Genomic DNA, 25,181 nt, shown 5'->3' on the forward strand with positions numbered 1-25,181 from the left:
GCCGCCTACGCCGGCATCGCACCAGTCAGCCGCATCTCCGGCACCAGCATTAAAGGCGAACACCCCGCACGCACCGGCAACCGCAAACTTAAACGCGCGTTCTTCCTCGCCGCGTTCGCCGCCCTGTCCGACCCCACCAGCCGCGCCTACTACGACCGCAAACGAGCCGAAAAGAAAAAGCACAACGCCGCCCTCATCTGCCTGGCCCGACGACGCTGCGACGTCCTCTACGCCATGCTCCGAGACCACGCCCTCTACCGACACCCAAGCAACTCACACGCCCCGAAACTCCCAGCCGCAGCTTGACAAGTGCCATAGGGACACCCCCCAGGAGCGCTCATGCGCACACCCCGACTGCTCGGCGCCGCCGTCGCGCTCGCCGTGTCGGTGGCCCTGCTCGCCGGCTGTTCGTCGGCCGACACCGGCTCCCCGCCGGGCGCCGGCACCGTCGGCCTGCTCATCCCCGGCACCGCTGGGGACGGAGGCTTTTTCGACCAGGCCAGCGCCGGGACCCGTGAGGGCGCCCAGGCCGCGGGCTGGACCCCGAAGGTGGTGGAGGCGGGCTACGAGCCCACCAAGTGGCAGCCCGCCCTTGACGACCTCTCGGGCAGTAACGCCGACCCGGTCATCACGGGCACGTTCGCGATGACCGAGCTGGTCGAGCAGGCCGCGGCACAGTTCCCCGACAAGAAGTTCGTGGTGTTCGACGCGCAGGTCGACGCCGCCAGGTGCGGCTGCACCAACGTCTACTCGATCACCTACCGCTACGACGAGACCGGCTTCCTCGCCGGCGCCCTGGCCGGTCTGCTCACGCGGCACGCGGGCGTCGACAAGGTGAAACGCACCGGCGTCGTCGGGGTCGTCGGTGGCCAGGACATCCCGGTGATCCAGGACTACGTGCGGGGCTTCGAGCAGGGCGTCAAGAGCGTCGCCCCCGAGGTGAAGGTGCTTTCGGCCTTCGCCGGGTCGTTCTCCGATCCCGTGCAGGGCAAGGCCGTCGCACAGGACATGATCTCCCAGGGCGCCGAGGTGCTCTTCGCCGCGGCCGGTCAGACCGACCGCGGCGTGTTCGAGGCAGCCGCCGGCAACGACATCTGGGCCCTCGGCAATTCGACGGCGCAGGCGCGGTCCCCGCAGGTCGGTGGCAAGGACACGGTGCTGACCTCGGCCGACACCAACGTGGCGAAGTCGATCAAGGACGCTGTCGTCGCCTCGGGCAAGGGGCAGCTGCCCGTCGGCACGGTGGCCGCCTACGGGGTGAAGGACGGTTCCGTCTCGCTCGTGAGGACCCCGCTCTACGAGCGGGTCGTCCCTGCCGACGTGCGGGAGAAGATGACCCAGGTGACGGCCGACCTGGCGGCGGGCAAGTACGAGTCCGCCCTGGTCCGGCGATAGGTCGCACCATGGAGGACGGACACGTCACCGCGCGGCCGGAGGCCGGGGCAACCCCCGCCCTGGAGCTGCGTGGCATCGACAAGAGCTACGGGCCCGTGCACGCCAACCAGGACGTCTCGCTGACCTTGGGCCAGGGAAGCGTCCACGCGATCCTCGGCGAGAACGGCGCCGGGAAGTCCACGCTGATGAAGATCCTCTTCGGGGTGGAGCGGCCCGACGCCGGCACGATCGTCGTCGACGGTACGCAGCGCCGACTGCGCACTCCCGCCGACGCGATCGCGGCCGGCATCGGGATGGTCTTCCAGCACTTCGGGCTCGTGTCCGAGCTCAGCGTGCTGGACAACATCTCGCTGGGCGCCGAGCGCTCCGGACCGCTGGGCGTCGACCGCTCCGCAGCCCGGCGACGGATCGACCAGCTCGCTGCCGAGCTGGGGCTCGAAGTCCCGACCGGGCGCCGCGTCCGCGACATCAGCATCGCCCAGCAGCAGCGGGTGGAGATTCTCAAGGCCCTCTACCGCGGAGCACGCGTGCTCATCCTCGACGAGCCGACAGCCCTGCTGGCACCCCAGGAACGCCTCCGGCTGTTCGATGCGATCCGGCGGCTGCAGGCCACGGGGGCCTCGGTCCTGTTCATCACGCACAAGCTCGACGAGATCGAGGCCCTCGCCGACGACGTGACCGTCATGCGGCACGGTGCCGTCGTGGCTCGGCGCCGAATCGGTGAGGTCGACCGGCGCACCCTGGTCGCGGACATGGTCGGCGAGGCGGGTCGCTCGTCGGCCGCGCCGCGCCCCGGTCGCACCCCCGGTGGCGCCGCGCTGACCGTGCGCGGTCTGACGGTGCCACCTGGGTCGGACGGCGGTTCCGGCCTCAGCGCGGTCGACGCGGTCGTCCGGCGCGGCGAGGTGCTCGGGGTCGTCGGCATCGACGGCCACGGGCACCAGACGTTCTGCCAGGTTCTCGCGGGCGTGCGGCCCGCCCCCTCGGGCACGGTGGTGCCCGACGGCGCTCCGGCCCGCCGGTGGGACCGCCGGGCGGCGATGCGCAGACGGATCGCCTACGTGCCGGAGGACCGGCTGGTGGCCGGTGTCGCGCGGCACGCCTCGATCGCGGAGAACCTACTCGGCAACCGGCTGCGCGATCCGCGATTCAGCCGCTACGGGTTGCTGCGCCGCAAGGAGGTCGCCCGCCACGCCGACGACCTCGTCGAGCGCTTCGACATCCGCTGCCGTGACGCCCGGCAGGAGGCGGGCCGGCTCTCCGGCGGCAATGTCCAGAAGATCGTGCTGGCCCGCGAGCTGTCCGCCGATCCCGAGGTGATCGTCGTCTGCGAGCCCACCCGGGGGCTCGACATCGGCGCCATCGCGGCCGTGCACGACCGACTCTCGGAGGCAGCCGGTGCTGGCAAGGGCGTCGTGGTGCAGTCCAGCGATCTCGACGAGGTTCTCGCCATCGCCGACCGGATCCTGGTGTTCCGCAACGGCCGGATCGTCGGCGAGCACGACAACACCGCCGATCTCGACGTGACGGTGCTCGGCGCCGTCATGCTCGGCACCGACCGCCAGGAGGTGGCCTGATGAGCACGGTGGTGACACCGCGCGTCCCCCGCGCCGGACGTGCCCTGCGGTCCACGGGGGCGATCGCCGCGGCGACCGCCGCCGCGCTGCTCGTCCTGATCGGACTGATGGCCTTGGCCACCCCGGACCCGATCGGTGCGGTCGGCGGACTGCTGACCGGCGCGGTGTCGAGCCCGGGGCGGGCTGCCCAGTGGTTGTCCTACGCCAGCTTTCTGATGCTCACCGGCGCCAGCGTCTGCCTGGTGTTCCGGGTGGGGATGTTCTCCATCGGCGCCGAGGGCCAGGTCTTCGTCGGCGGCCTTCTCGCGGGGCTCGTCGCGCTGATGATGGGACCCACGCCGATGGCGATCCCCGTCGGCATCGCCGCGGCGATCGTCGGGGGCTTCCTGTGGGCGCTGATCCCGGGACTGATGAAGGCCTACCTCGGGGCCGACGAGATCGTCACCTCGCTCATGATGAACTACATCGGCACATTCCTGTTCGCCTTCGTGGTGAAGCAGTTCCTCATGCCCGAGGGTGCCGGGTACCCGGTGTCGAAGTTCTTCCCCCACAGCAACTGGCTCCCCACCATCGGGACCGCCCCCGCCATCCCGAGCACGATGATCCTGGGGCTTGCGGCCTGCATCCTGGTCGGTGTCCTGCTCGACCGGACCCGGCTCGGGTATGCGCTGCGCATGGTCGGGGACAGCCCCCGCTTCGCCCACGCCAACGGGCTGCACGTCCCGCGGCTGATCTGGGTGTCGATCGCCGTCTCCGGCGCCGTCGCCGGCGTTGCGGGCGCCGCCATCGCCTTCGGCAGCACACACAGGCTCATCCTCGGGATGGCCACAGGACTGGGCTTCGACGGCGTGCTCGTCGCCCTGCTGGCAGTGAACAGGCCCATGCTCGTCCCGCTCACCGCGCTCGCCTACGGCTACCTGCGCACCGGTGGTGACGTCATGCAGATCACCGCGAACGTCCCGCGCGACGTCGTGGTGGTCGTCCAGGGCCTCCTGATCATCGCGCTCGCCGCGGCCCTTCGCCGTAGGACGGGGGAGGGGCGCGGCCGGCCCGCCACGGGTGTGGTGGCCGGTGGCCCTCCGCCCGGTACGGACACCGCGCCCCCGGACGGGAACGCGCCCGCCGGCGCGGACGCCTCCATCCCACCGGACTCCGGAGACCCGTCCCGGCCACATGCACCGCAACAGCGACAGGAGGTGCACGATGTTCTCGGCAAGCGTCCTTGAGCTCGCGACCCCGCTCATCCTGGCGGCACTGGGCTGTCTGCTGACCGTCCGCGCCGGCATCGTCAACATCGGTCTCGAGGGCATGATGCTCGTCGGTGCCTTCGCCGGCGCGGCGATCTCGGTGACCGAGGGCGGGCCCTGGACCGGCCTGCTCGGCGCGGCGGTGGCCGGGATGATGCTCGCCGCACTGCTCGGCTGGGCCCACCTCACCCTGGGCGCTGACGTCGTGCTCTCCGGCATCGCGGTCAACCTGGTCGCCGCAGGCGCGACGGTGATGTTCCTGTACTCACTCACCCGGTCCGACGGCGTGCTCACCGCCCAGCCACTGCCCGCGGTGCGGCTGCCCTTCCTCGAGGGCGTCCCGGTCCTGGATGCGTTCGCTTCGCAGTCGCCGATCACGTGGCTGCTCGTCCCGCTCGTGCCGCTGTTCGCCTGGGCCTACGCCAACACCCGCGCGGGGATCCGGCTGCGGGCGGTGGGAGACAACGCCTCCGCGGTCGTCGAGGCCGGTATCTCGCCCGAGCGGGTGCGGTGGTCGGCCATGCTCGCGTCGGGCCTGATGGCCGGTGTCGCGGGCGCACAGCTGTCGCTGTTCAGCTCCCACACCTTCGTGCGGGACATGACGCAGGGCCGCGGCTTCATCGCCCTCGCCGCCGTCTACCTGGGGGTGCGGCACCCCATCGGGACCGTGATCGCCGCGCTGGTCTTCGGCGGCTTCCAGGCCTTGTCGACCGTCCTGCAGGTACGTACCGGCATCCCGACGGACTCGCTGCAGGCACTCCCTTACGTCGTCACCGTCGTCGCACTCGCCGCTGCCGGGATCCGGCACCTACGGGGCGGCAAGGCGATGCGTCTCTACTGAGCGGCCCCGCGCCGCCGGCCCACGACCGACCCGACAACCGGAGACATCCGCGATGCCCCTCACGACACCGAACACAGCGCCCGCCGTCAGGCAGGTCCAGTCCCACGACCGCACCGAACTCGACGCCCTGTCCTGGCCGGTCGCCACCGGAACGTTGAACTTCCCGGCGGTCACCTCCCTCGGCCCCGTCCGCGAGCTCGGGCAGCCCGAGTGGGCCCGCACCTTCACCGAGATCGCCCATGCCGGCTTCGACCACGTCGAGATCACCGACACGTGGCTACGGCCGGGCGAGCTCACCGCCCTGGAGCTCGACGCGCTTGCCCGCAGCGCTCGCGACGCAGGTCTGCGCGTCGCCGCGGTCGCGCTCATCCGCGGCAGCGTCATCGCCGCAGAGGGAGGTGAGACCAACCTTCGTTACTCGCACGACTCGCTGGAGGCCGCCGCCGCGCTCGGCGCCCCGGTGGTGTCGGTCGGCCTCCACGAACCCCTGCATCCCGCCCAGCGCGACGTGCTCTGGTTCTGGACCCGGCCGGGCGCCGGCAACGACCCGACCGACGCCGACCTGTGGCGGCGGGCCGTCGACCGGCTGCGCGAGCTGGGCAGGCACGCCGCCGACCTCGGGCTGCTTCTGTCCCTCGAGATGTACGAGGACACCTTCCTCGGCACGGCCGCGAGCGCGGTGCGACTCGTGGAGGAGATCGGCATGCCCAACGTGGGGCTCAACCCCGACACCGGCAACCTGATCCGGCTGCACCGGCCGATCGAGCCCTGGGCCGAGGTGCTGGCCACCGTGCTGCCCTACACCAACTACTGGCACGTCAAGAACTACATGCGCGACGAGGACCCGGACACCGGACACGTCGTCGCCATGCCGACGTCGCTCGAGCTCGGCCTGATCGACTACCGCTGGGCCGTTCGTGAGGCCGTCGGTGCCGGTTTCGCGGGTCTGCTCACGTGCGAGCAGTACGGCGGCGATGGTCTGTCGGTCAGCGCATCGAACCGTGAGTACCTGCGCTCGGTGCTGCACCCGGCGCTGCGGGGAGGCCCGCGATGACTCGGCTGTGCGTGGACGTCGACGAGACTCCGGCGGGTTTCGTGGCCGTGCACGCCCGGCACGGACGGCGTGTCGTCGGGTGGCGTTGCGCGTGCCACCGCGTTGCCGCCGGCGACGGGTCGGGGTGCTGTTCCTACTGGGCGACTACGCAGGTGATGTCTTGCATGTGGGGCTGGCTCGTCTGTGTTGATCGTCCGAACCGTCGGCGACCGGATCATCCGGAATGCCGCGCACCACGAGACACAGGGGGCACAGCTGTGAGCACGGTCGAGACGACCGGATCGGCGGCGGACGGTGTCCGTCTCGCCGTCGGTTTCGATGATGGTGGACTTGACTACGAGGACGGCCCGCGCGCGCAGCTCACGGTGGACCCGCGCCCGCTGGTCGACGTCTGGCTGGATTGCCGGTTCGACCCGGGGTCGCACCCGGCCAGCAAGGTCGACGTGACCCGGTGAGCCCCGTGACTGACGCTGTCTTGGCGCGTCTGCCCAAGGTCGCCCTCCACGACCACCTCGACGGCGGCCTGCGACCGCGGACGGTGCTGGAGCTGGGTTCCGAGGCCGGTGTCCGGCTGCCCTCGGCCGACGTGGACGGCTTGCGCGCCTGGATCGCCGAACGCGCCGCCGCTGGGTCGCTGGAGGAGTACCTGCGTTGCGACGAGCTGACCGTGATCGTCACGCAGCGGCCGGACGCGCTCACCCGCATCGCCCGCGAAGCGGTGGAGGACCTCGCCGCGGACGGCGTCGTGTACGCCGAGTTGCGCTGGGCGCCGGAGGCCTGCCGGGCCGGCGGCGCGACCCTCGACGAGGTGATCGCCGCGGTCCGACGCGGCTTGGCCGAGGGAATGGAGTCGACGGCGGCCGTAGGGCGGCCGGTCATCGCCAGACAGCTGTTGTGCGCCATGCGCAACGGGCCCCACAGTCGTGAGGTCGCCGAGGCCACGGTGCGCCACCACGATCCGGCCCGCCCCGGCGGCGTCGTCGGGTTCGACATCGCCGGACCCGAGTCCGGTTTCCCGCCGAGCCTGCACCGCGACGCGTTCGACCACCTGGCCCGCCACAGCGTGCCGGTGACGGTGCACGCGGGCGAGTCGGAGGGGCCGGCGAGCATTGCCTCGGCGCTGGCCGATGGCCGAGCCCTGCGGCTCGGCCACGGGATCCGTATCGCCGAGGACGTCGAGCGCGACGAACACGGCGACGAGGTACTGGGCGAGCTCGCTGTGCGGGTGCGCGACGAGGGGATCGTGCTGGAGACCAGTCCGACCTCGAACGTCCACACTGGAGCCGTGCGGCCCTGGGGTGCCGCGATCGAGCAGCACCCGTTCGACCGGCTGCGCCGCGCGGGTTTCGCTGTCACCGTGAACACCGACAACCGGCTGACCAGTGCGACCTCGCTCACCCGCGAGCTCGCCGAGCTGGTCCGGGTCTTCGGTTATGGTCTCGACGATCTGGAGCGGTTCCAGCGCACCGCGGCCCGCGCGGCGTTCCTCCCGCCGGCCGAGCGGGTACGCGTCGAGCAGGTCGTGACGTCCGGCTTCGCAGTGGCGCGGACCGCGTGATGGGGCGAACGCTGGAGGGCCCGCTGTTCGGGACCGATGGACTAACCTCCTGGTTGAGCCGGTCAGGCCAGAGGGAGGGGGAACAATTGGCCGCACCCAACAACTCCACGATGAGATCACGGATCGCGGACGATCTCCTCGGCCGGATCCGCGAAGGGGCGTTCCCGGTGGGCACCAAGCTGCCGTCGGAACGGGTCCTCGCCGAGCAGTACGGCGTGAGTCGACCGGTGGTGCGCGAGGCACTCGGCATGCTCAGCACGCTCGACGTCGTCGACATTCAGATGGGTCGCGGCGCGTTCGTGACCAGCGCGGACGTCACGACGGAACCTCGCTCGGAGTACGGGCTGCGCGACATACTGGACGCGCGGGAGGCCATCGAGGCCGGCGCAGTGCGGCTGGCAGCCGGCAGGGCGGGCGACCAGGAGCGCACCGCGGTGGCAGAGGCACTGGAGGAGCTGCGCCGCCACGTCGCCCTCCACCAGGAGACCGCGGCGGCAGACCTCGCGCTGCACCGCAGGCTGGTCGAGGCGGCGCACTCCCCATTGCTGTCACGGCTCTGGGAGGACATGACGGGGGAGATCGAGCAGACCATCCGGGTCAGCCCGCACGGGCGAACGATGAACGCCGAGATCCTCGCCGACCACGTCGACCTGGCGCATGGTGTGATCGGGCGCGAACCCGCCGACCTCGAGGGTGCCCTTGCTGCGTGCTCGCGGCTCTATGACGACCATCGCGATTTCTTGCGACGGCTGCTGGGGTGACGCTCTGTGTCTCGGGCGGCCGGCAGGGTCCGGTGCGCACGATCCCCATCTCGGACATGTCCGGGTAGCCCTTCGGTCCGGCACCCTCGAGTACCAGCACCGAGTTGGCATCCACGCTCAGCTCGGGGTCGTCGATGCGGGCTTGTAGGTCGTCGATGTCTTCGAACACCATGGCCGAGCCTCGGGGCTCCAGCAGCTCCGGGCTGGGCAGGGCGGAGCAGACGCACTTAGCCACGACGACCCCCGACCCTTGAGGAGCGGCTGCGCTCCGAACGCATGATGGTCATGGTCCGGCGTGAACCCGCTGATTAAGAGGTGGCTCCAAGGCCTGTCGAGCACGGCCGACGAGGATCAGGATGTGCCGTTCTCGCAGCTCAGGTCCAGTGGCTGATGTCGTGATATGTCACCCGCTGTCGGTCGTCTCGGGCGCAACTCGGGCGCACCGATGTCAGCTTCTGCCTGGATTTGCGGCCGGTGTGCGATGGTCGTCGAGCCCTACCCTGACAGGGGTCAGTGTTCGGACTGTCGCCTTGGCAGCGATATGACGCTGCCCAAAGCGTCCGTGTGAGCTGGCCGCTTCAAAGAGGGCCTATCTGAGGAACAGTCGCGGGCGACAATCGCCAGGATCCGAGGTGCCCTCTGGCTTGCTATGGGTGAATCGGGGCTGGACAACTTCATCCCTAAGCCACAGACCCCGAGCAAGCCGTGCAGGCGGTGCGGGACCTTGTGATCGAGTACAGCCACGAGGCCTCGCCCGAAGCGATCGCAATGTTGGAAGCTGGACTCGATGAGAGGCGTCCTGACTGGCGCCAGAAGTTCACCGAAGATCTCCCGGAGCACATTGACCTCAGGGGAGTGATCGGTCGAGTGCTGGGTCTGCTGTTGCTGCAAGCTGAACATACATCGATGCAGGATCTCCAGTCGGCGACCGGACACGCTCCCGCCAGTCCTGAAGAGGGGGCACGAGTCATGGGCGCGCTTTTCGTTCGGCACCTGTCCGGAGCCCGACTAGCTGCCTAGACAAGGCACTCAGAAACACCTGCCGCAGCGCCCTCGGTGGGTCCGGTTGCGGCGCTGGCCAAGGCGGAGTGACCATGGCGAAGGGGCGTTTCCTGCTCCTGTTCGGCGCAATATTCGGACTGGTCGGTCTGACCTTCCTGTGCATTGGCATCGGCTTGGCCAGCTCCTGGCGAATCCTCAGCTGCACCGAGAGGAGCCAGGGCCAGGTCGTGGCGCTCGACGAGCAGCGCGACCCAGGTATCTCGTCCTCGACCCGGGCGACGGTCGGGAAGCCGGTCGATGGACCACGGAGCTCCGGGATCGATCGTTTATGACCTGCTTAATGGTCCTTCGGATGCGCACATCGCTCACCGCCGTCCACAGCGTGGCCGTGGTCGTCGCCACACGTGAGCTGCGTAGCAGCATGGCCAACAGCACCGTGGCCAGACCGGAGAGGACGGCCGAGGTGCCTTCGCTTTCGCGTCTCACCGAGCTTGTCGATCGTCAGGGGCCAGGGTGGATTCGAGTTGAGATGAGACGTTAGGGCTGAAACATGATCCGGAGCGCACTATCCCCATTAGACGGGGCCGTGAAGGATTACCTCAGTGGAATCGGCGTGCGGCTCTTATGGTGCGAGTAGGGTAGTCGCGACGCCTGGCGCTCTATTGATGTGCGACGAGCTCCGCTAAGGATGCAATAAATTGTACACGCGGCGTCCAGCCCAACAGATCTCGCGGGTTGGCGCCATTGACTACTCGGGAGAGCTGTGTTCGGCAAGTCATTGACCAGTCGGGAATTTCATGGCCATCTTCTGCAAGTGGGCGGTCATATAATTCGCTATGGCCTCGCTATCGTCATTGCCTGGATCGGCGGGTTAAAATTCACGGCCACCGAAGCGCAGCGCATTCAGGCGTATATTCCTCACAGTCCTTTTATGTCGTGGATGAACAATCTGCTGAGTGTGCAAGCGCTCTCCAACGCGATCGGCGTCGTGGAAATCGTCTCGGCGGTTCTAATTGCCTCCATGTTGCTATCAGCTCGTCTTGCTTCGGTCGGTAGTGCCATCGCCGTAGTTCTATTCCTAAGCACATTGAGTTTTTTGTTCACCACGCCCGATGTGCCAGATTTCGACGCCGGAGGTTTTCCTGCGTTGTCTGCGCTCGGCCAGTTTCTACTTAAAGATATCGTGCTACTGGGAGCGGCGGTCTGGACTCTGGGAGAGTCATTAGCTCGATCGTACGATCTTTCACCGACCGGGTGATTGGTCCTGGAAGCCGCCGGCGACGGTCATCCAGGATCGCCTCGTCAGGCGGTGTTGCGTCACGGAGCTCCACGTTGAGGTGGTCCCGAGCAATCGTCGGAGGCGCCGACGCGATGTTGCACGCGGGAGTTCCAGCCGCTGGGACCGTAGCGTCGAGCCGCGTGCGCAACCCGCTCGATCTACAGTGCGTGGGTCTCGATAAAGTCGAGGCCAATCACGTCAAGCGAGCGGTCAGCCAGGACGGATCCATTCGTGAGATAAATTCCAACGAATTTCTGGGGTATCTGTGTTCGGAGCGTCTCCGTGGGGCGTTGTTAGGAGAATGCCTTGGGGTCGTTTTTGTAAAGCCATTCTTGGGTTTGTAGCCAAGTGTCGTTGTCACGGGTTGCCCAGGCGGTGTCTCGACGCCGCTGATCTGGACCGTCGTGCAAGTGGAAGACGGTGTTGTTGGTCCAGGACAGGCGTTGAATCTTAGCGGTGTGCGGGATTCGGATCTGCTGATAGCGTGTGAGAGCGTCCGCGACGTTATCGTGATCACGTAGCTGGGCAGCCAGCGCCGCCGCATCTTCGATCGATTGCGCCGCACCCTGCGCCATGAAAGGAAGCATGGGATGGCATGCGTCGCCAAGTAATGTTGTGGATTGTGTCGACCAGGTTGCGAGTGGTTCCCGATCATAGAGTGCCCAGCGGAATACTGGATCGGTGACCGCGTCCAAGCAGCTGCGCAGGATCGGCGACCAGTCGGCGAAGTGGTCGCGTAATTGATCAGCCGAGGCTTGGTCGGTCCACGATTCATGCGGCCAATCCGGATCGGGCACTACACAGACGAGATTGACGAAGCGGCCGCCCTGGCCTACAGGGTAGACAACGACGTGGCGTTCCGGACCGAGCCAGCAGTGGACGGTCTGCGTGGCGAGTGATGGCGGTGCCATATCGATTGGCACCAGTGCCCGGTAGGCGCACATTCCGGAGAACCGGGCAGGGGCATTACCGATAGTTGTCGAACGCACCATGGAATGGGTTCCGTCGGCACCGATCACCAAGTCGGCGTCAATTAGTTGACCGTCGGCGAGTTCGATCTCGGGGCGTTGATTTTGATCGAAGTGAATGTTTGTGGCGGCTGCACCCAGTCGGACGACATCAGCCGGTAAGGAGGCTGCTAAGAGCTCGATCAATTCGGGTCGATACATCGTGTAGTAAGGTGATCCGAATCGTTCGGACACCTTCTCTCGGGACTGCTCGCAGATCATGGTATCGTCACGCCAGCGTAAGAACCGCACGGTGGCTTGCCGCACGCCTAGACGCTCCAGTCCAGGGCCATAACCGAGGTGAATCAATATTCGAGTGGCATTAGGGCTCAGTTGTACTCCTGCGCCTATTTCGCGCAGCTGTATGGCCTGCTCGACGATGGATACCTCGTGACCGTCGGCGCGTAACGCGACCGCCGCGGTAAGGCCGCCGATCCCTCCACCGACTACAAGTATACGTAGCATCGGATCAGAGGATCGGAAAATCGACAGATTTGCCGAACTGCAGCGCACCAGCCCACTCGGCCATTTTATCTTGGCCTAAGATGTGTTGCCTGATAGTAATGAGGTCGCGCAGGTTGCGTTCGAGAGGGGATCCTCGCCGAATTCCCGCTGTGCCGACCGTCTCGACGAGTAGTCTGACCGCGTCAAGGCATGCTGCGGTCGTGTGCACTAGGCATCCGGCAATGGCGGCGCGTAGAGCGTAAGTCGGCTCGTCGCCACGGTCTAGCGTTGACCATAGTTGTCCAAATATGTCATACGCGTAGCTACGTGCCGAGCCGACCATGGCTTGAGCTCGACCGAGGGCGGCCTGCGCTCGAGGTTGGTCGCGTGCCAGGGCGCCAGCAGGATCCACTACTTTATCGACCAGTGCTTCAGTTGCGCTTCCAAGAGCCCCGGCGGCCACGCCGAGTGGTACCCCGACAAAATTAGTTATATAGGCTCCGCGCCAACGATAAAGGGTTTCGGGTCGCCTCGTCTCGCCGAGCTTAAATGTGTAGTCGTGATCGACGAAAACGTTGTCTACTGAATAGTCGTTGCTGCCGGAACCGCTCAGGCCGGTTGTATGCCACGTTCCTTCGTGTACCTGCACCTGGTCAGCTGGAAGCAGGGCGATTCGCCATTGGGGCTGGCCGTTACTGTCAGGTACTATAGCGCCGTCTTTGGTAACTAGTGCCCCTGCGGCAAAAACGTCGGCGTGGCTCGAGCCGCTTCCGAACGACCATCGACCCGACAGTCGGTATCCACCGTTCACAGTTTCTAGTCGACCAACCGGGAGTAGCAGTCCGGCGGTAACGAAGTCAAGGTTCTTATAAAGACTTAGCGCGGGTGCGTCGTCGAGCATCGCAGCGTAGAAGCCGCTGTCCGAGCAGATCATCGCACACCAGCCGGCTGAGGCATCGGCCTGAGCGAGTACTTCGACAATTTCAATTTGCTGAACAAATTCTAGTTCTGGTCCGCCCCACGCCCGCGGCATCGACATGCGAAAGACTCCGCTCTCTCGCAATGCGTTGACGACTGGGTCGGTCAGTCGACACGCCGCCTCGGCCGCCGCTGCTTGATCCCTGATGAGTGGTGCTATCCGGCGTGCGCCATCGAGAATGGTTTCATGCTCCGACTTTCGTAATACCTCGACGCTGCCGGCCTCTGATTCGCTCATCGATTTCCCTTTTCTAGGCTGAGGACGTTCCCCGGTCGCACCATCAACCTCTATCATGTCGGCGACGTCTTGGTGTTCCGTAGGTCCGTATGGTTAGGGTTTCGTAAGCACAAGATCCTCAGTGTCAAAGATTGTACGAGCTGCGCAAGGTGATCAGTCGAGGGTTACCTTTACTGGCCAGTCATTTTCCACCGCGGCCAGGACGTTGAAGTAGTTGGTCAGCACATTCAGTGCGACATGACCGACGGTCTCGGCAATCTCGGTATCGGTGACGCCGTGGGGAAGACCCCGCCGGCCAAAGCGTCGGACATGCTCAGGTAGGTCTGCGCAGCGCGGGGCTGTTCGCCATGACCTTGAGCATGTTCGGCAGCGCGAGCCCAGACGGGTTTCGACCTGGGACAGCAGCGTCGCGGCCTGACCGGTCGCGGTGGCCTTGTCGATGATGGGAAGGTTTGACATCTCGACTCCTCGATGTGGGTTTCGCGCGGTACAGATAAAAGTCAAGACAGCCAGTGTGGCTCGTGGCTACCCCAGCGAGTGGATCTCCTGTGTTTATGTGAGAAATGGGTGCGTCGGAACCGGGAAATCCGACGAGCAAGAAGTCAGAACTGCTGTGTTCAGTCGGTGCGCCCGATCGACGGTTTCTGGTTTCCTACTTTTTGACCAGCGGAGAAGCGTCCCATGAGATTGGCGAAGGAGTAGGGAAATGAGTGGATGGAAGGTTCCGGCCACCGTCGCCGGAGGAGTAGTTGTCGTGGCCGCGATCGTTGCGGTGGCCGTATCCGGACACGGTGGCCACGACAGTTCACCGACCGCCTCCCCCGACGCTCCCACTGCGGCCACGGTCGCGGAACAGCAGGGCAGCAAGCCGACGGTCGTGTTGGTATCGGGCGCGTTTGAGGACTCTTCGAGCTGGAGTGGTGAGATCATGCAACTCCAGCGCGACGGCTACCCGGTGATCGCGCCGGCGGTGCCACTACGGGGCATTGCCAGTGACACCGCCTACCTCAACGGGATCGTGCGGAACATCCACGGACCGGTGGTACTCGCCGGTCACTCGCTGGGTGGCATCGAGATCACCGAGGTCGCCGCGCAGAACCGGGAGCAGGTCAAGGCGTTGGTCTACGCCGCGGCGTTGATACCGGATGCCGGCGAGACCGCTCAACAGCTGCTGACACAGTTCCCCGGTTCGCTGTTCGGCCCGACTACAACCTACGCGGTGTCCTACCCCGGCGGCGCCATGGACACCTACGTCAAGCCCTCGAGCTTCCAGAGCCTGTTTGCCGGTGATCGCGCAGCAGCTGATGCCGCCGTCGCGGCGGCAATTCAGCGTCCGGTGGCCGGGGCCGCGCTGGGCGAGCCCGCCGCTGCCGGCGTCCCGGGGGGAATTCCGGTCTTTGCGATCGTGGCCAACCAGGACATGGCCATCCCGCCCGCCGCGGAGCGGTTCGAAGCGGAGCGGGCGAAGGCGACCATCACCATGGTGAACTCCGCCCATGATCTACCGAGCTCTCACCCCGGTGAGGTCATCCAGGTGATCGAGCACGCGGCCCAGTAGGACATCAGCGCGAAGGTGGCAAGACTTGGCCTGGCTCAGCGGCTACGGCTGCTGGGCCAGACCGGTGTCCGGCCGATCTGTGTCGTTGCGCTGCACGAGATTGGCCAGCTGTACGCGGGAGTGCACGTCAAGTTTGGTGAACACAGCCCGCAAGTGGGTACTGATCGTGTTGGGGGAAAGCACCAGTTCCTCCGCGGCGGAGCGGTTGGTGTGGCCGCCGGCGACCAGTAACGCGACCTGTCTTTCCATCTCCGTGAGTGCTTCCCAACCGGTCTCTGGACGTTGCGGAGCGGGCGTCCACCGTCGACGACGTACTCCGCTGGCCTGCAGGATGCGCTGCACTCGGGACGCCGAGGCGGTGGCGCCCAGCTCGGCGTAGTGATCACGAACGGCATCGAGAACAGTCAACGCCACTGACCGGTCCCCGGCATCGAGTTCGAAGCGGCCGAACTCCTCGTCGGCGCGCAGGACCAACAATGTGCGTGGGCTGGTACGCAGCGCGTCACGCGCGGCCTGGTAATCGTGGTTGAACAGCGCCTCGACGAGCAGGTGCGCGCCCACACAGCTGGCCAGGTCCGGATTGCGTTCGGCTAGATCGGCGAGTAGCTCCCGGGAGTCGTGCACGCTCTTCTGGTTGCCTCGATGGTGTGCCGAGCACGCCAGACTGACCAGCCACTGTTCTGACCAGAGCGGCGCTCCCGCGCGGACTTCCGCGATGACCGCGTCGGCGTTGTCGTGGACGGCCAGTACCGCGCTTACCAAGGACAGGTCGCCCGGAACGTCGCTGGCCGCCGCGAGTTGGGTCCTGGCCTCGGTGTGGTCTCCTCGCAACAGGGCCACCATCGCGAGCAGCTCTCGTAGGGCGGGATCGAACGCGTGATCGTGCAACTCCGCCATGAGATCGGTGGCGGCCGCCGCTAGCTGGGCCGCCTCGTCGACCCGACCGGCAGCCAACTGTAGTTGCCCGCGCAGCAGCGCCAATTGGGGTGCTTGCCAGGAATCACCGAACCTGTTCGCGTCGGCTAGCCCGCCCAGCGCGCCGTCGATGTCGTCGAGACGGCCCAAGGCGATGAGTTCACGTGCGGCCAGTTGACCGGTCTCGGGGGCTCCGTGGCCGGATACGCCCTGTGCCAGAGCGCGAGCCTCGGCGAACAGTTCGTAGGCGCGTCGGCGATACTCCGCTCGTTCCGCCCACTGCGCGGCGGCCGTCCTCGCTAGAACCGTGGCGATCGGGTCCTCGTCGCTGACAGCGGTTTCGATCGTGGCGCCCTGGGCCAGGGCGCGATAACCGGCGAGACGGGCGTCGAGACGAGGATCGTCGGCGAGCTCGCACGTCAGTTCCGCGAGTTCGGTGCTCCGCCCGATCGACCACAGTCTCGGCAACAGCGTGAGCCGTACCCTGGCGTGCAAATCCGGGGAGATCGGCGTGGCGAGCAGCATGTCGGCGAACCGGCGCTGTTCGGTGAACTGACGGGCGGCCCCCAGAATCCGCACCACTTCAGCGGCTATCTCGCCCCAAGCCGGATCGTCGGTGTAGGTCAGATCGAATGCCTGCCTGATGAACATGGCCGAGGTGACGGACATTGTCCCGAGTACTTCGTGTGCGGCTTTACGCAGCACGTCGACCGCGAGGGTGTCGCCGCGCCGCGCGGTGACGAGCACGTGCGGCGCGGCGAGAGCGTAGCCGCGTCCCTCGGTGAGCAGGCGCTCGGCGAATGCCCGGTGCACGGAGTGCCTGGCCGAGGGTGGCAAGTCGTAGTACACGGCCTCGCGCAGCAGTTCGTGCCGGAACTGGATGCTGCTGCCATCGTCGGTGAGCAGACCCGCATCGATCGCTTCGCTGAGCGGGTCTGTCAATTGCGTCGGCGCGGCCGCATCCAGCAACGCCGCGACGTCGCTGAGCAGGAAACCGTGACCCAGTACGGCGGCGACCCTCACCACCTCCCGGCACGGCTCGGAGGTCGTCGACATACGGCGACGGACACCCTCCAGCAGCCCGGTGGGCACCCGAGCGGCGGTTGATTCCTCACCGGCACCGGGCTCGAACAGTCCGTCGAGCAACTGCACTGTGAGAAACGGGTCGCCCCGTGCCCCGGATAGCTTGTGCAGCACGGCCGCGTCCGGGTTCTTCCCGAGTCTGTCGAGGGCCACAGCGCGGACGGCGTCCCAGTCGAGTGCCGTGAGCTCGACCGAAAGAGACTGAAGGTCCGGCGCGGCTGCCTCGACCATCCGCGCGGCCGGGCCGCCCCCTGGCACGGGCCGAGTCGTCAAGACCCAGGCGATCGGCGCCGCCAGTAGGCGTTTGGGTAGGACTCTCAGTACGAACGCGGTCAGCGGGTCCGACCAGTGCGCGTCGTCGAGTGCCAACAGGATCGGTCCGTCCTGGGCTCGCCGTTCCAGCAGCATCGCCAAGCGCTCGGCCAGCCACAGCGGTTGTTCATGCAGGCGGGCCAAATCCATGAAATCGGCTGAGTCGATGAGCGGGGCGACCCCAAACCGGAGCGCCGGCGCGAGCGAGGCGAGTGAGGCAACCCGGTCGTCTTCGTGCGCGGTGCTATGGGCGGTATGAAATCCGAGCCGCGCGGCCTGTTCGACGACCGTGGTGAGCAACGCGGTCTTTCCGATTCCGGGTTCGCCACGCAGGAGGACAACGCCGGACCGGCCCTGCGTGACCGCGCGCAACATCTCCAACGTGACGCTCACCTCAGCCGAACGACCACGCAAGGTATACGCCGGTCGGGTGTGCCCGCGTTCCCGACTCATCGGTCTATTCACACGCGCTCACTTGCGGGCACTCACAATCCATGCGCTGAGCCTCCCGCTGATCGGCCCCTGGCCGAAGCGATCTTCGATGGCCCGGGAAGCTGACTCGATGGCCTCGTCGACCTTTGAGCGATCGCGAGTTTCGATCTCGGTGAGAAGCGGCGTGCCACAACAGCACGCCACGGCGACGCTGCGCGCCGAGGCTGCATGACTGAGGGCCTGCACCGAGATGACCCGCAGTGACCGAGTGAACCCGGCGGCTCGCACGTCGTCCCGAATCGCATGGGGGTCGTGGTAGCCATGGGGAACCCTGTTGATGAAAGTCGGAGGATCAGCGGGGAATAGTGCGGCGACAGCGTCGCTGACCACGCCGACGAACTCGTTTTCTTCGATTCGGTCCCACGTGTTGAACAACAGGACGCCATCACGGCGCAGTACTCGCCGTGCCTCCGCGAGCGCGCGGACTCTGTCCCGCATGAACATGATCCCGAACTGGCACACCACGACGTCGAATGACGAGTCAGGAAACGGCAATGCCATCGCATCGGCTGCCGCCCAGGTCACCGGTCGATCCGTACCCATGTCCTGGGCGCGCCTCAGCATGGAATCGCTGATATCGGTCGCGAACAGGGTTGCTGACGGGTCGAGTGTCTGGACCAGCCTGCGGGTGAGTACGCCTGTACCAGCCGCGGTCTCCAAAATGGCACCGCGGTAGCCGGCAATCCTTGAGGCGAGATCGTCGGCGTACGTAGCGAAGATCAACGGTACTAGATGCTGCTCGTAGAACTCAGGAATCGGACCATCGAACGGTGTCGACTCTTCGGGTGTGTCAGCGTCGTGGCTCATATTGCCCGATCTTCTCCTTCCGCTGAGGTCCTGGGTGTCGTGTGGCGGTCAGATGAAACTGGACCAACGGCGGGCGTGCCACGTGTGTCGGTTTAGGTGGTGACACCAACCTTTGGGAAGGGGTCGATATCAGTTGGGAGCCGCTCGACACCGAGGGCGTGGCGCCGATCCTTGTGCCAAGGCCGCCCCGAGGCGTCACAGGTGGTTGCTGTTGAGCCAGGTGTTCATGCTGTCTTGGAACCTGCGGTACTCGCGGCTGAACGCGACCGCGTGTCCAGTTGCCGGAACTTCTTCGACGGTGACCTTCCGGCTCTGGGTGTAAGCCTTGGCCTGCAGCTGTGGATGAGGGAAGAACTTGTCGTTCGCGCCGCTGAGGACCAGTACCGGAACCTTGATTAGGCTATTACGGACGCCATCACCGGCTAGGGTTTGCGCCGCGTTGCGGGTACCCGCGCAGGCATCAATCGTGCGGTGTGAAACCAGGTAGTCGGCGACCTCCGGATCGGCGTTGTAGATGTGGTCGTCGGCGAACTGGCGTCCGTCGGCTTCTAGCCCGGCGTAGCCATGACGAGAGTCGGTGAGACAACGAACCTGCTGCTGCCCGCTACGTATCGCAAGTAACGGCATGGCGTTCAGCTCGCCGGCATCGAGCACCCCCAGAGCATCAATGTCATGGAATCCGGCTGCCTCTTGTTCGGCGATGAATCCGCCGGCGGATTGGCCAACCAGACCGAGGCGATCGAAGTGTGGTGTGCGGGCACCGCGATAGTCACCGTTGCGTAGCTGCCCGATGATCTGATGTACGACTGATGCTTCGGTTCCGAAACAAATATCGTTGCCGTTGGGGGCTGTGCTGTCGCCGTAGCCGAGGCGATTGAAGGTGATCGAGATATGACCGCGGCGAGCCATCTGGTCGGCGTAGTTGTAGCTGTTGTTGCGCGGATAGCGCCAGAAGGATTCGTCGTAGCCGTCGCCGTGGGTATACACGGTGCCGTTGAGGCGGTGATTGTCCAACTCGTGGCGCGACCCGGTGATGTGGCCGCGCACGGTCTCGTGATGTTCGATCGGCAGCAGTGACGGGATCGCGCCACCGACGGCGCAGGGCAATCCGGACTGGTTGTCGGTCACGACCTCGAACGACACCGGAACAGAGACCACGTCGGATCCGGAATCGGCTTGGGCGGTGCCTACTACGGCGAGCACCAGGCTCGCCGCTGCGAGCACCGCGAGTCCACAGGACCACGCTGTTATCGGGAACCTCATCGTCGGGGCCTTTCAGTGTGTTGTCCGATGAACACCGGGACGACCCGCGAGCGTCGCCCCCGCCATGGCCCTCAACTGGCGCTTGCGCCCGGAAGTTTCGGTCGAGCGCCGAGCTGCGCCCGAAGAGATGAATGGGTTGCACAACCCAGTATCGAGAGTGTAAATGGGTCGTGCAGCCCAGTATTTCGCCTTGAGGGTATGGTGGAGGCTGCCCCGGCTTCAGCTCGCTGACCTGGTAACTAAGGCGCGGCGGCACGAACCGTCGGTGGATCCGACCGGCACCCGAGACTGTCTTGCTGACTCGTCAATCGGATCGCCACCCGGTCGCGGGGCGGAGGCGGTAGCCGCCGGAGACGCTGGTGCACGGGTCCGCGACGCCGAGGGTCGGCCGATCACATCGCAACCGGTTGGCCTGTGCAGCCTTGTTCGGCCCGCCACACGGTGACGAGGAAGATGACCTCCGACTCCGCCAGACGGTCCGGAGTACGGTGACGCCATGGCGGCGATCCAGCGATCCGAGACGCCTACGTGTAGGCCCTTGACCAGGCGTGGACTGGCGACCCGGAACCGGATCATCCAAGCGGCCGCGGAGTTGATCTACGAGCACGGGGTGCGGAGTACGACGAACGAGCAGATACGCGAGGCGGCCCGCGTCAGCGGCTCGCAGCTCAGCCACTACTTTCCAGAGAAAGAGAATTTGATTCGAGCTGTGATGGCGTGGCGGACCGATCAGATCATCGCGCTGTATCAAGGCCCGACGTTGGGTAGCCTGGATTCGTTCGCCGCGTTGCGTTCGTGGGTCGACTTCTACGTTCAACGGGTAGAAGTTCTTCGCGGTGGTTGCAGCTTCGGTTCACTGGCCAGCGAGATCATCAAGACGGACGCGGAGATGCTCCCCGAGATCGCCGACGGCTTCGAACGCTGGGAAGGTGTCTTTCGCGACGGCCTGCAGTCGATGCGCGAACGAGGAGAACTACGATCCGACGCCGATCCCGTCGCGCTGTCACGTTTTCTGATGGCTGCCTTCCAGGGCGGTATGCTACTCACTCTGGCTCATCGCGATATCTCGCCACTGCGAGACGCACTCACGGCCGCTCTCAATTACGTGCAGTCATTCGCCGCGACGAATCGCCGAAGGCTGAAGTCTTCCTGAAGCCGACGACAATCAATGAAGGTCAGAGTCAGACGGACGTCGCAGAACGTGTCCTGGCGGATCCGTCCGGCGGTCTTGTAGGGGCGCCTCGAACATTCCGCACGGCTTCGGTCCAGGTTACCTATTCGGAGTGGCTCGGGACTCTTCACGGCTCTGAAGTGCGGTCGGAGGCGGTCCAGCGGCCCGCGCGTTCGTACAGGTGTTTGAGATCCTCCAGATGCTGGCGCATGCTCCGTTCCGCGGCGTCGGCCTCGCCAGCGGAGATGTGTTCGGCGATCTCGCGGTGACACTCGTCGACCTTGTCCCACTCGCTGCCCTGTACCGCGCTGCGCTGCAGTCGCGTGCGCAGCACGTCGCTCACTGGCTGGCCCATCATGGTGAACATCAGGTTTCCTGTGGCCATCAGGATGGTGGTGTGGAAGTCGAGGTGGGGGACGAACCCGCTGGGGTCACGGGGGTCCCGTGGGGCCGCGGCGGCGGCCAGCACCGCTTCCATGGTTTCGGCGTCGGCGCGTTCGGCGGCGAGTCGTGCCGCGGCGGGCTCGAGGAGCACTCGCGCCTCGAGTAGATCCTCGAGCCCGAGCTTCGGAGTCATGACCAGCACCCCCAGCGCGCCGCCGATGTCCTCGACGATGCGGTGTGACGACGAATGACCCCCGGCCGCTACCTCAACCAGCTGCGGGACTCCTGTGACTGGGTGCGCCCGACGGGCATGTCCGATGACGACTGGGCCCAGCTGCACGCCGGCGAGCCCGCCGAGCGGTTCAGTCAGTGGAGCGAGACCGACTTCCACCTCGACGAGCTGGACCGGGCCTACCTGGGCAGCTCGCGGATCTGGCAGCGGCACATTGACCTGCGGACCAAACGGCAGGGCAGCGGTCAACGCCAGGGTCGAGGTGCTCGGCGGCGAGCGGGGCGGGCTGCGCGAGGCGCAGCGCGCCGACCGGCGGCCGCAGTACGTTACAGTCAATCATTGTAACGTAACTGACGGCTTCGCCTCAGGAGAGGAAGCGATGACCATCGCGTGTGAAGAGCTGTCGAGGAGCTACGACGTCATCGTGTGCGGGGCTGGGTCTTCGGGATCGGTTGTGGCGGCTCGGCTCTCGGCGCACCCGGACGTGCGGGTGCTGCTCCTCGAGGCAGGCCCGACGGACGACGCGGCGACTGTTGATGATCCGCTGCGTTGGCCCGAGAACCTGGGCTCTGAACGTGACTGGGGCTTCGCGGCCGAGCCAGATCCGGCCCTCAATGGGCGCGCTTTGCCGTTGTCGATGGGCAAAGGGTTGGGTGGAGGGTCGAGCGTCAATGTGCTCGCCTGGGTCCGTGGGCACCGGAGTGACTGGGACTATCTGGCCACGGTGACCGGTGACCAGCGGTGGAGCTACGAGGCCGTGTTGCAGCTCTACCGGGAGCGGATCGAGGACTGGCACGGCGTCGCCGATCCGGGCTACCGAGGCGCGGGCGGGCCGATGTACGTCAGCCCGCCGCGCGATCCGCACCCGATCGCGCACGCCCTGTGCGCCGCCGCCACCAGCATCGGTCTCGAGACCGTCGACAGCATTAACGGTGCGGCCGCGGAGAGAGCGGCGGGCGTGGCCGCGCTCACCGACACCATCATCCGCGACGGTCCCCGTCAGTCGGTGTATCGCGGCTACGTCACCCCTGTGCGGGATCGACCGAACCTGACCGTGCGGACCGCCGCCACGGTGGAACGACTAGTTGTGCGCGCCGGCCGGGTGACAGGCGTTGTCGTACGCATCGACGGTGTTGAGCGAGAGGTGCGGGCGAGCTACGAAGTGGTGGTTTCTCTCGGCGCGATAGCAACTCCGGCGTTGTTGATGCGCTCGGGCATTGGGGACGCCGATCTGCTCACCCGGCTCGGTGTCTCTGTGGTCGCCGATTTGCCTGCTGTTGGACGTAACTACCAAGACCACATCGCGTTCAGCTGTGTCTGGGAGGCCGCCGTGCCCCTGCGGCCGCGCAACAACATCGGTGAGTCGATGTTCCTTGCCCGTAGCGACGACTCGCTGGATTCTCCTGACCTGCTCGGGTTTCTGCCGGAGGCACCCCTGACTACACCGGGGAATGCCACCCGGTTCGGTCTGCCCGAGCATGCATGGTCGATCTTCATCGGCCTGTCCCGGCCCGCGAGTCGGGGACGTATCGAGATCAGCGGCACCGCCGCCGCGGACCCGCCGCGCATCATGTCCGGCGCACTCGCGGACCCGGCCGACCTGCGGACCGCTCGCGCCGCCGTGAGGCTCGCCCGCGATATCGGTAACAGCGAGGCGCTACGGACTTTCCGCCGCCGCGAGGTCATGCCCGGGTCACTGGCGGGTGCCGGTCTCGATACTTTCCTCCGCGATGCCGCAAGCACCTTCTGGCATCAGAGCGGCACGGCGGCCATGGGCATCGACCCCGCCGTGTCCGTAGTCGACCCGAGCCTCGCCGTGCATGGCGTGCAGGGTCTGCGAGTCGCGGACGCGTCCGTTCTTACTCGGATCACCACCGGCAACACCATGGCCCCATGCGTGGTCATCGGTGAGCGGGCGGCGCAGTCAGCCAACGATGCCCACGGATTCCGTCGCGGCTGATCGCGACATCGACCGCTCGCTATAAAACTTGACTTCACGTCGACATTCGATCGCGGTACTGACGAAAGCGCTGGATAGCGGTCTATTACTGGTGGAGGGCATTCGTTGAATCGGGTTTCGATCTTTGATCGGCTGGCCTCGCCGGCTCCCGCTGCCTGCGGTGGGGCGCGGATGGGGACCGCTGTCGTGCTCGGGGGCAGTATTGCGGGGTTGTTGGCCGCGCGGGTCCTGTGTGAGCATGCGCAGACGGTGGTCGTGGTGGAGCGCGACGACGTCGAGACCGGCGCCGCACGGCGTAGCGGTGTCCCGCAGAGCGGCCAGATTCACAACCTGCTTGCGGCGGGCAGGGTTCAGCTCGAACGTTGGTTCCCCGGATTCATGGCAGAGGCTGAGGCGGCCGGGGGAGTGTTGTCGGACCTCTCCCGGACCGCCCGTTACCAGAATGACACTCGCCTTGTAGCCCTTCGCGGCCAACGCCAGCTGACCGCGAGTCGTGAGCTTCTCGAAGCCCTCATCCGGCGGCGTGCCTTGGCGGCGGGCCAGGTACGGATCGTGCTCGCCCGGGCGCGAGGCTTGGAGTTCGCCGGGTCGGCGGTCTGTGGTGTGCGAGTTGAGGACGCCGAGGGACGGTCCGAGACCATCGCGGCGGACCTGGTGGTCGACGCCATGGGGCGGCACAGTCAAACGGCCGGCTGGCTTGCCGCCGAGGGGTGGTGTCCACCTCGGGTGGAACGGGTGTACTCGGGCGTCAATTACGTGACCGGGGTCTTCTCACGTGCGTCAGGAGTTCCTGACCTGGGGTTGGCGTTGATCCGCTACAGCCAGGGCGCTGGGCCCGAAGACCTCTACGCGGCCGCGGCCAGCGCGATTGAAGACAACCGCTGGATGGTGCTGCTCGCCGGTCTGGAGGACCACTGGCCAGGCCGCACGGAAGATGAGTTCCGCCGACTCTGCGCGTTACTGCCCGCGCCGTTCCCCGAGGCCGTCCAGGGAGAGATGGAGGCTCCGATTGCGACCTACCGGATGCGCGACAACCAACGCCGCCGCTATGACGAGCTCGCTCACCTTCCAGCGCGGCTTGTGGCCGTCGGTGACGCGGTCGCCTCCTTCAACCCGACCTGGGGCCAGGGCATCTCCTCAGCCGCGCTGCATGCATCCACGTTGTCGTACTGGTTGTGTGATCAGCCCGATCTGGGACGCATGCCAGTCGAGTTCTTCGCCCTACAGCGTGTCGTCGTCGATGCGGCGTGGGAGATGTCGGCGGGCGCTGACCTCGAACGGACTGCTCCCTCGGGCCCCGGCACCGTCTGGGCTCGTATGCGCCGATGGTTACGCTCACAAATCATGCTCGCGGCGATAGACGACCCTGGCGTCGCCCGTCGGGTCGGCGCCGTCACCGCCATGATGGCGCACCCCGACACGCTCAACGAACCCAGCCTCGCGCTGCGTGCGGTGCTCGTAAACCATCGCCCAGGTGCGGGCCGCCCAGATGCGAGCGCACGCGTGCCTCGGCGGTAGACGATCTGCCAGCGGTCGGCGTTGGTTCGTTCCCAGATGCTGCACCGGCGCTTGATGCAGCCGTCGAACTCGAGCAGGTAGATCAGCAGACAGGCGTTGGTGGTC

Annotated in this window: 23 protein-coding genes and 1 pseudogene; 16 read left to right on the plus strand and 8 right to left on the minus strand. The window is 66.3% G+C overall.

Features of this window, described 5'->3' with window-relative positions:
* The 9 genes from G406_RS48115 to G406_RS48130 all read left to right on the plus strand — a co-directional run.
* The coding region (locus G406_RS48115; RefSeq protein WP_037077419.1) for an IS110 family transposase at positions 1-306 on the plus strand (306 nt) is incomplete at its 5' end.
* 33 nt (positions 307-339) lie between these two features.
* Positions 340-1,395, plus strand: a complete 1,056-nt coding sequence (locus G406_RS0119345; RefSeq protein ID WP_028935098.1) for a BMP family lipoprotein — start codon at positions 340-342, stop codon at positions 1,393-1,395.
* An 8-nt stretch (positions 1,396-1,403) separates the two neighbouring features.
* Positions 1,404-2,972 carry an ABC transporter ATP-binding protein gene (locus G406_RS0119350; RefSeq protein ID WP_028935099.1) on the plus strand — a complete coding sequence of 523 codons (1,569 nt, stop codon included), beginning with the start codon at positions 1,404-1,406 and terminating at the stop codon, positions 2,970-2,972.
* Positions 2,972-4,198 carry an ABC transporter permease gene (locus tag G406_RS0119355; RefSeq protein WP_028935100.1) on the plus strand — a complete coding sequence of 409 codons (1,227 nt, stop codon included), beginning with the start codon at positions 2,972-2,974 and terminating at the stop codon, positions 4,196-4,198. The genes G406_RS0119350 and G406_RS0119355 overlap by 1 nt, the downstream gene beginning before the upstream one ends.
* The gene (locus tag G406_RS48120) at positions 4,176-5,060 is read left to right on the plus strand and encodes an ABC transporter permease (RefSeq protein ID WP_051342364.1); all 885 of its coding nucleotides are present in this window, start codon (positions 4,176-4,178) and stop codon (positions 5,058-5,060) included. The genes G406_RS0119355 and G406_RS48120 overlap by 23 nt, the downstream gene beginning before the upstream one ends.
* A gap of 52 nt (positions 5,061-5,112) precedes the next feature.
* On the plus strand, positions 5,113-6,114 hold the full coding sequence (locus G406_RS48125; protein WP_051342365.1) for a sugar phosphate isomerase/epimerase family protein: 1,002 nt from the start codon (positions 5,113-5,115) through the stop codon (positions 6,112-6,114).
* A 257-nt stretch (positions 6,115-6,371) separates the two neighbouring features.
* A complete protein-coding gene (locus G406_RS0119370) occupies positions 6,372-6,569 on the plus strand; it encodes a hypothetical protein (protein WP_028935101.1) in 198 nt (65 codons plus the stop codon).
* A gap of 5 nt (positions 6,570-6,574) precedes the next feature.
* Entirely contained in the window at positions 6,575-7,672 is a 1,098-nt protein-coding gene (locus G406_RS0119375; RefSeq protein WP_245607163.1) for an adenosine deaminase, read from the plus strand.
* Between the two features lie 110 nt (positions 7,673-7,782).
* On the plus strand, positions 7,783-8,433 hold the full coding sequence (locus G406_RS48130) for a FadR/GntR family transcriptional regulator (RefSeq protein WP_169736730.1): 651 nt from the start codon (positions 7,783-7,785) through the stop codon (positions 8,431-8,433).
* 52 nt (positions 8,434-8,485) lie between these two features.
* Here G406_RS48130 and G406_RS59410 read toward each other — a convergent pair.
* Positions 8,486-8,668, minus strand: a pseudogene (locus tag G406_RS59410) (hypothetical protein); the annotation flags it as partial.
* Between the two features lie 859 nt (positions 8,669-9,527).
* On the opposite strand from G406_RS59410, the gene G406_RS0119395 reads away from it, so the two are divergent.
* Positions 9,528-9,767: a hypothetical protein gene (locus G406_RS0119395; protein ID WP_028935104.1), complete on the plus strand. Its 240-nt coding sequence runs from the start codon at positions 9,528-9,530 to the stop codon at positions 9,765-9,767.
* Positions 9,768-10,198: 431 nt separating this feature from the next.
* Positions 10,199-10,693, plus strand: a complete 495-nt coding sequence (locus G406_RS55845) for a YkgB family protein (RefSeq protein ID WP_084216188.1) — start codon at positions 10,199-10,201, stop codon at positions 10,691-10,693.
* Positions 10,694-11,007: 314 nt separating this feature from the next.
* Here the strand turns inward: G406_RS55845 and G406_RS55850 are convergent, their stop codons facing one another.
* The 3 genes from G406_RS55850 to G406_RS58420 all read right to left on the minus strand — a co-directional run bounded on the left by G406_RS55850 (position 11,008) and on the right by G406_RS58420 (position 13,840).
* Positions 11,008-12,186, minus strand: coding sequence for an FAD-dependent monooxygenase (locus G406_RS55850; protein WP_084216189.1), 1,179 nt, complete (start codon positions 12,184-12,186; stop codon positions 11,008-11,010).
* Between the two features lie 4 nt (positions 12,187-12,190).
* Positions 12,191-13,381, minus strand: a complete 1,191-nt coding sequence (locus tag G406_RS55855; RefSeq protein ID WP_169736732.1) for an acyl-CoA dehydrogenase family protein — start codon at positions 13,379-13,381, stop codon at positions 12,191-12,193.
* A gap of 153 nt (positions 13,382-13,534) precedes the next feature.
* Positions 13,535-13,840, minus strand: a complete 306-nt coding sequence (locus tag G406_RS58420) for a carboxymuconolactone decarboxylase family protein (RefSeq protein ID WP_084216191.1) — start codon at positions 13,838-13,840, stop codon at positions 13,535-13,537.
* 247 nt (positions 13,841-14,087) lie between these two features.
* On the opposite strand from G406_RS58420, the gene G406_RS48135 reads away from it, so the two are divergent.
* Positions 14,088-14,939: an alpha/beta fold hydrolase gene (locus G406_RS48135; RefSeq protein WP_037077422.1), complete on the plus strand. Its 852-nt coding sequence runs from the start codon at positions 14,088-14,090 to the stop codon at positions 14,937-14,939.
* Between the two features lie 42 nt (positions 14,940-14,981).
* Here G406_RS48135 and G406_RS0119420 read toward each other — a convergent pair whose 3' ends face one another.
* The 3 genes from G406_RS0119420 to G406_RS0119430 all read right to left on the minus strand — a co-directional run bounded on the left by G406_RS0119420 (position 14,982) and on the right by G406_RS0119430 (position 19,772).
* Positions 14,982-17,702 carry an AAA family ATPase gene (locus tag G406_RS0119420; RefSeq protein WP_084216192.1) on the minus strand — a complete coding sequence of 907 codons (2,721 nt, stop codon included), beginning with the start codon at positions 17,700-17,702 and terminating at the stop codon, positions 14,982-14,984.
* An 18-nt stretch (positions 17,703-17,720) separates the two neighbouring features.
* Complete coding sequence (locus tag G406_RS0119425) at positions 17,721-18,548, minus strand: class I SAM-dependent methyltransferase (RefSeq protein ID WP_028935107.1); 828 nt, start codon at positions 18,546-18,548, stop codon at positions 17,721-17,723.
* A 195-nt stretch (positions 18,549-18,743) separates the two neighbouring features.
* Positions 18,744-19,772 (minus strand): alpha/beta hydrolase, encoded by a 1,029-nt coding sequence (locus G406_RS0119430; RefSeq protein WP_028935108.1) that lies wholly within the window; start codon positions 19,770-19,772, stop codon positions 18,744-18,746.
* 535 nt (positions 19,773-20,307) lie between these two features.
* Here G406_RS0119430 and G406_RS0119435 point away from each other — a divergent pair.
* Positions 20,308-20,964 carry a TetR/AcrR family transcriptional regulator gene (locus G406_RS0119435; protein WP_028935109.1) on the plus strand — a complete coding sequence of 219 codons (657 nt, stop codon included), beginning with the start codon at positions 20,308-20,310 and terminating at the stop codon, positions 20,962-20,964.
* Positions 20,965-21,109: 145 nt separating this feature from the next.
* Here the strand turns inward: G406_RS0119435 and G406_RS48140 are convergent, their stop codons facing one another.
* Positions 21,110-21,559, minus strand: coding sequence for a FadR/GntR family transcriptional regulator (locus G406_RS48140; RefSeq protein WP_084216204.1), 450 nt, complete (start codon positions 21,557-21,559; stop codon positions 21,110-21,112).
* Positions 21,560-21,613: 54 nt separating this feature from the next.
* Between G406_RS48140 and G406_RS55865 the strand changes: the two genes are divergently transcribed.
* From G406_RS55865 to G406_RS48150, 3 genes are all read left to right on the plus strand, one after another.
* On the plus strand, positions 21,614-21,943 hold the full coding sequence (locus G406_RS55865) for a hypothetical protein (protein ID WP_084216194.1): 330 nt from the start codon (positions 21,614-21,616) through the stop codon (positions 21,941-21,943).
* Positions 21,944-21,977: 34 nt separating this feature from the next.
* Positions 21,978-23,558, plus strand: coding sequence for a GMC family oxidoreductase (locus G406_RS48145; protein ID WP_051342378.1), 1,581 nt, complete (start codon positions 21,978-21,980; stop codon positions 23,556-23,558).
* Positions 23,559-23,729: 171 nt separating this feature from the next.
* The gene (locus tag G406_RS48150) at positions 23,730-25,076 is read left to right on the plus strand and encodes an FAD-dependent monooxygenase (protein WP_156934991.1); all 1,347 of its coding nucleotides are present in this window, start codon (positions 23,730-23,732) and stop codon (positions 25,074-25,076) included.
* Positions 25,077-25,181 lie beyond the last annotated feature (105 nt).

This window comes from Actinospineispora spinosispora DSM 44797 (genome assembly GCF_000429025.1).
Classification (GTDB): Bacteria; Actinomycetota; Actinomycetes; order Mycobacteriales; family Pseudonocardiaceae; genus Pseudonocardia; species Pseudonocardia spinosispora.

Coding starts and splice junctions, on each gene's coding strand:
- G406_RS0119345 (WP_028935098.1), top strand. CDS start 340: ATGCGCACACCCCGACTGCTCGGCGCCGCCGTCGCGCTCGCCGTGTCG.
- G406_RS0119350 (WP_028935099.1), top strand. CDS start 1,404: ATGGAGGACGGACACGTCACCGCGCGGCCGGAGGCCGGGGCAACCCCC.
- G406_RS0119355 (WP_028935100.1), top strand. CDS start 2,972: ATGAGCACGGTGGTGACACCGCGCGTCCCCCGCGCCGGACGTGCCCTG.
- G406_RS48120 (WP_051342364.1), top strand. CDS start 4,176: ATGTTCTCGGCAAGCGTCCTTGAGCTCGCGACCCCGCTCATCCTGGCG.
- G406_RS48125 (WP_051342365.1), top strand. CDS start 5,113: ATGCCCCTCACGACACCGAACACAGCGCCCGCCGTCAGGCAGGTCCAG.
- G406_RS48130 (WP_169736730.1), top strand. CDS start 7,783: ATGAGATCACGGATCGCGGACGATCTCCTCGGCCGGATCCGCGAAGGG.
- G406_RS0119395 (WP_028935104.1), top strand. CDS start 9,528: ATGGCGAAGGGGCGTTTCCTGCTCCTGTTCGGCGCAATATTCGGACTG.
- G406_RS55850 (WP_084216189.1), bottom strand. CDS start 12,186: ATGCTACGTATACTTGTAGTCGGTGGAGGGATCGGCGGCCTTACCGCG.
- G406_RS55855 (WP_169736732.1), bottom strand. CDS start 13,381: ATGAGCGAATCAGAGGCCGGCAGCGTCGAGGTATTACGAAAGTCGGAG.
- G406_RS58420 (WP_084216191.1), bottom strand. CDS start 13,840: ATGTCAAACCTTCCCATCATCGACAAGGCCACCGCGACCGGTCAGGCC.
- G406_RS48135 (WP_037077422.1), top strand. CDS start 14,088: ATGAGTGGATGGAAGGTTCCGGCCACCGTCGCCGGAGGAGTAGTTGTC.
- G406_RS0119420 (WP_084216192.1), bottom strand. CDS start 17,702: ATGAGTCGGGAACGCGGGCACACCCGACCGGCGTATACCTTGCGTGGT.
- G406_RS0119425 (WP_028935107.1), bottom strand. CDS start 18,548: ATGAGCCACGACGCTGACACACCCGAAGAGTCGACACCGTTCGATGGT.
- G406_RS0119435 (WP_028935109.1), top strand. CDS start 20,308: ATGGCGGCGATCCAGCGATCCGAGACGCCTACGTGTAGGCCCTTGACC.
- G406_RS48140 (WP_084216204.1), bottom strand. CDS start 21,559: ATGACTCCGAAGCTCGGGCTCGAGGATCTACTCGAGGCGCGAGTGCTC.
- G406_RS55865 (WP_084216194.1), top strand. CDS start 21,614: ATGACCCCCGGCCGCTACCTCAACCAGCTGCGGGACTCCTGTGACTGG.
- G406_RS48145 (WP_051342378.1), top strand. CDS start 21,978: ATGACCATCGCGTGTGAAGAGCTGTCGAGGAGCTACGACGTCATCGTG.
- G406_RS48150 (WP_156934991.1), top strand. CDS start 23,730: ATGGGGACCGCTGTCGTGCTCGGGGGCAGTATTGCGGGGTTGTTGGCC.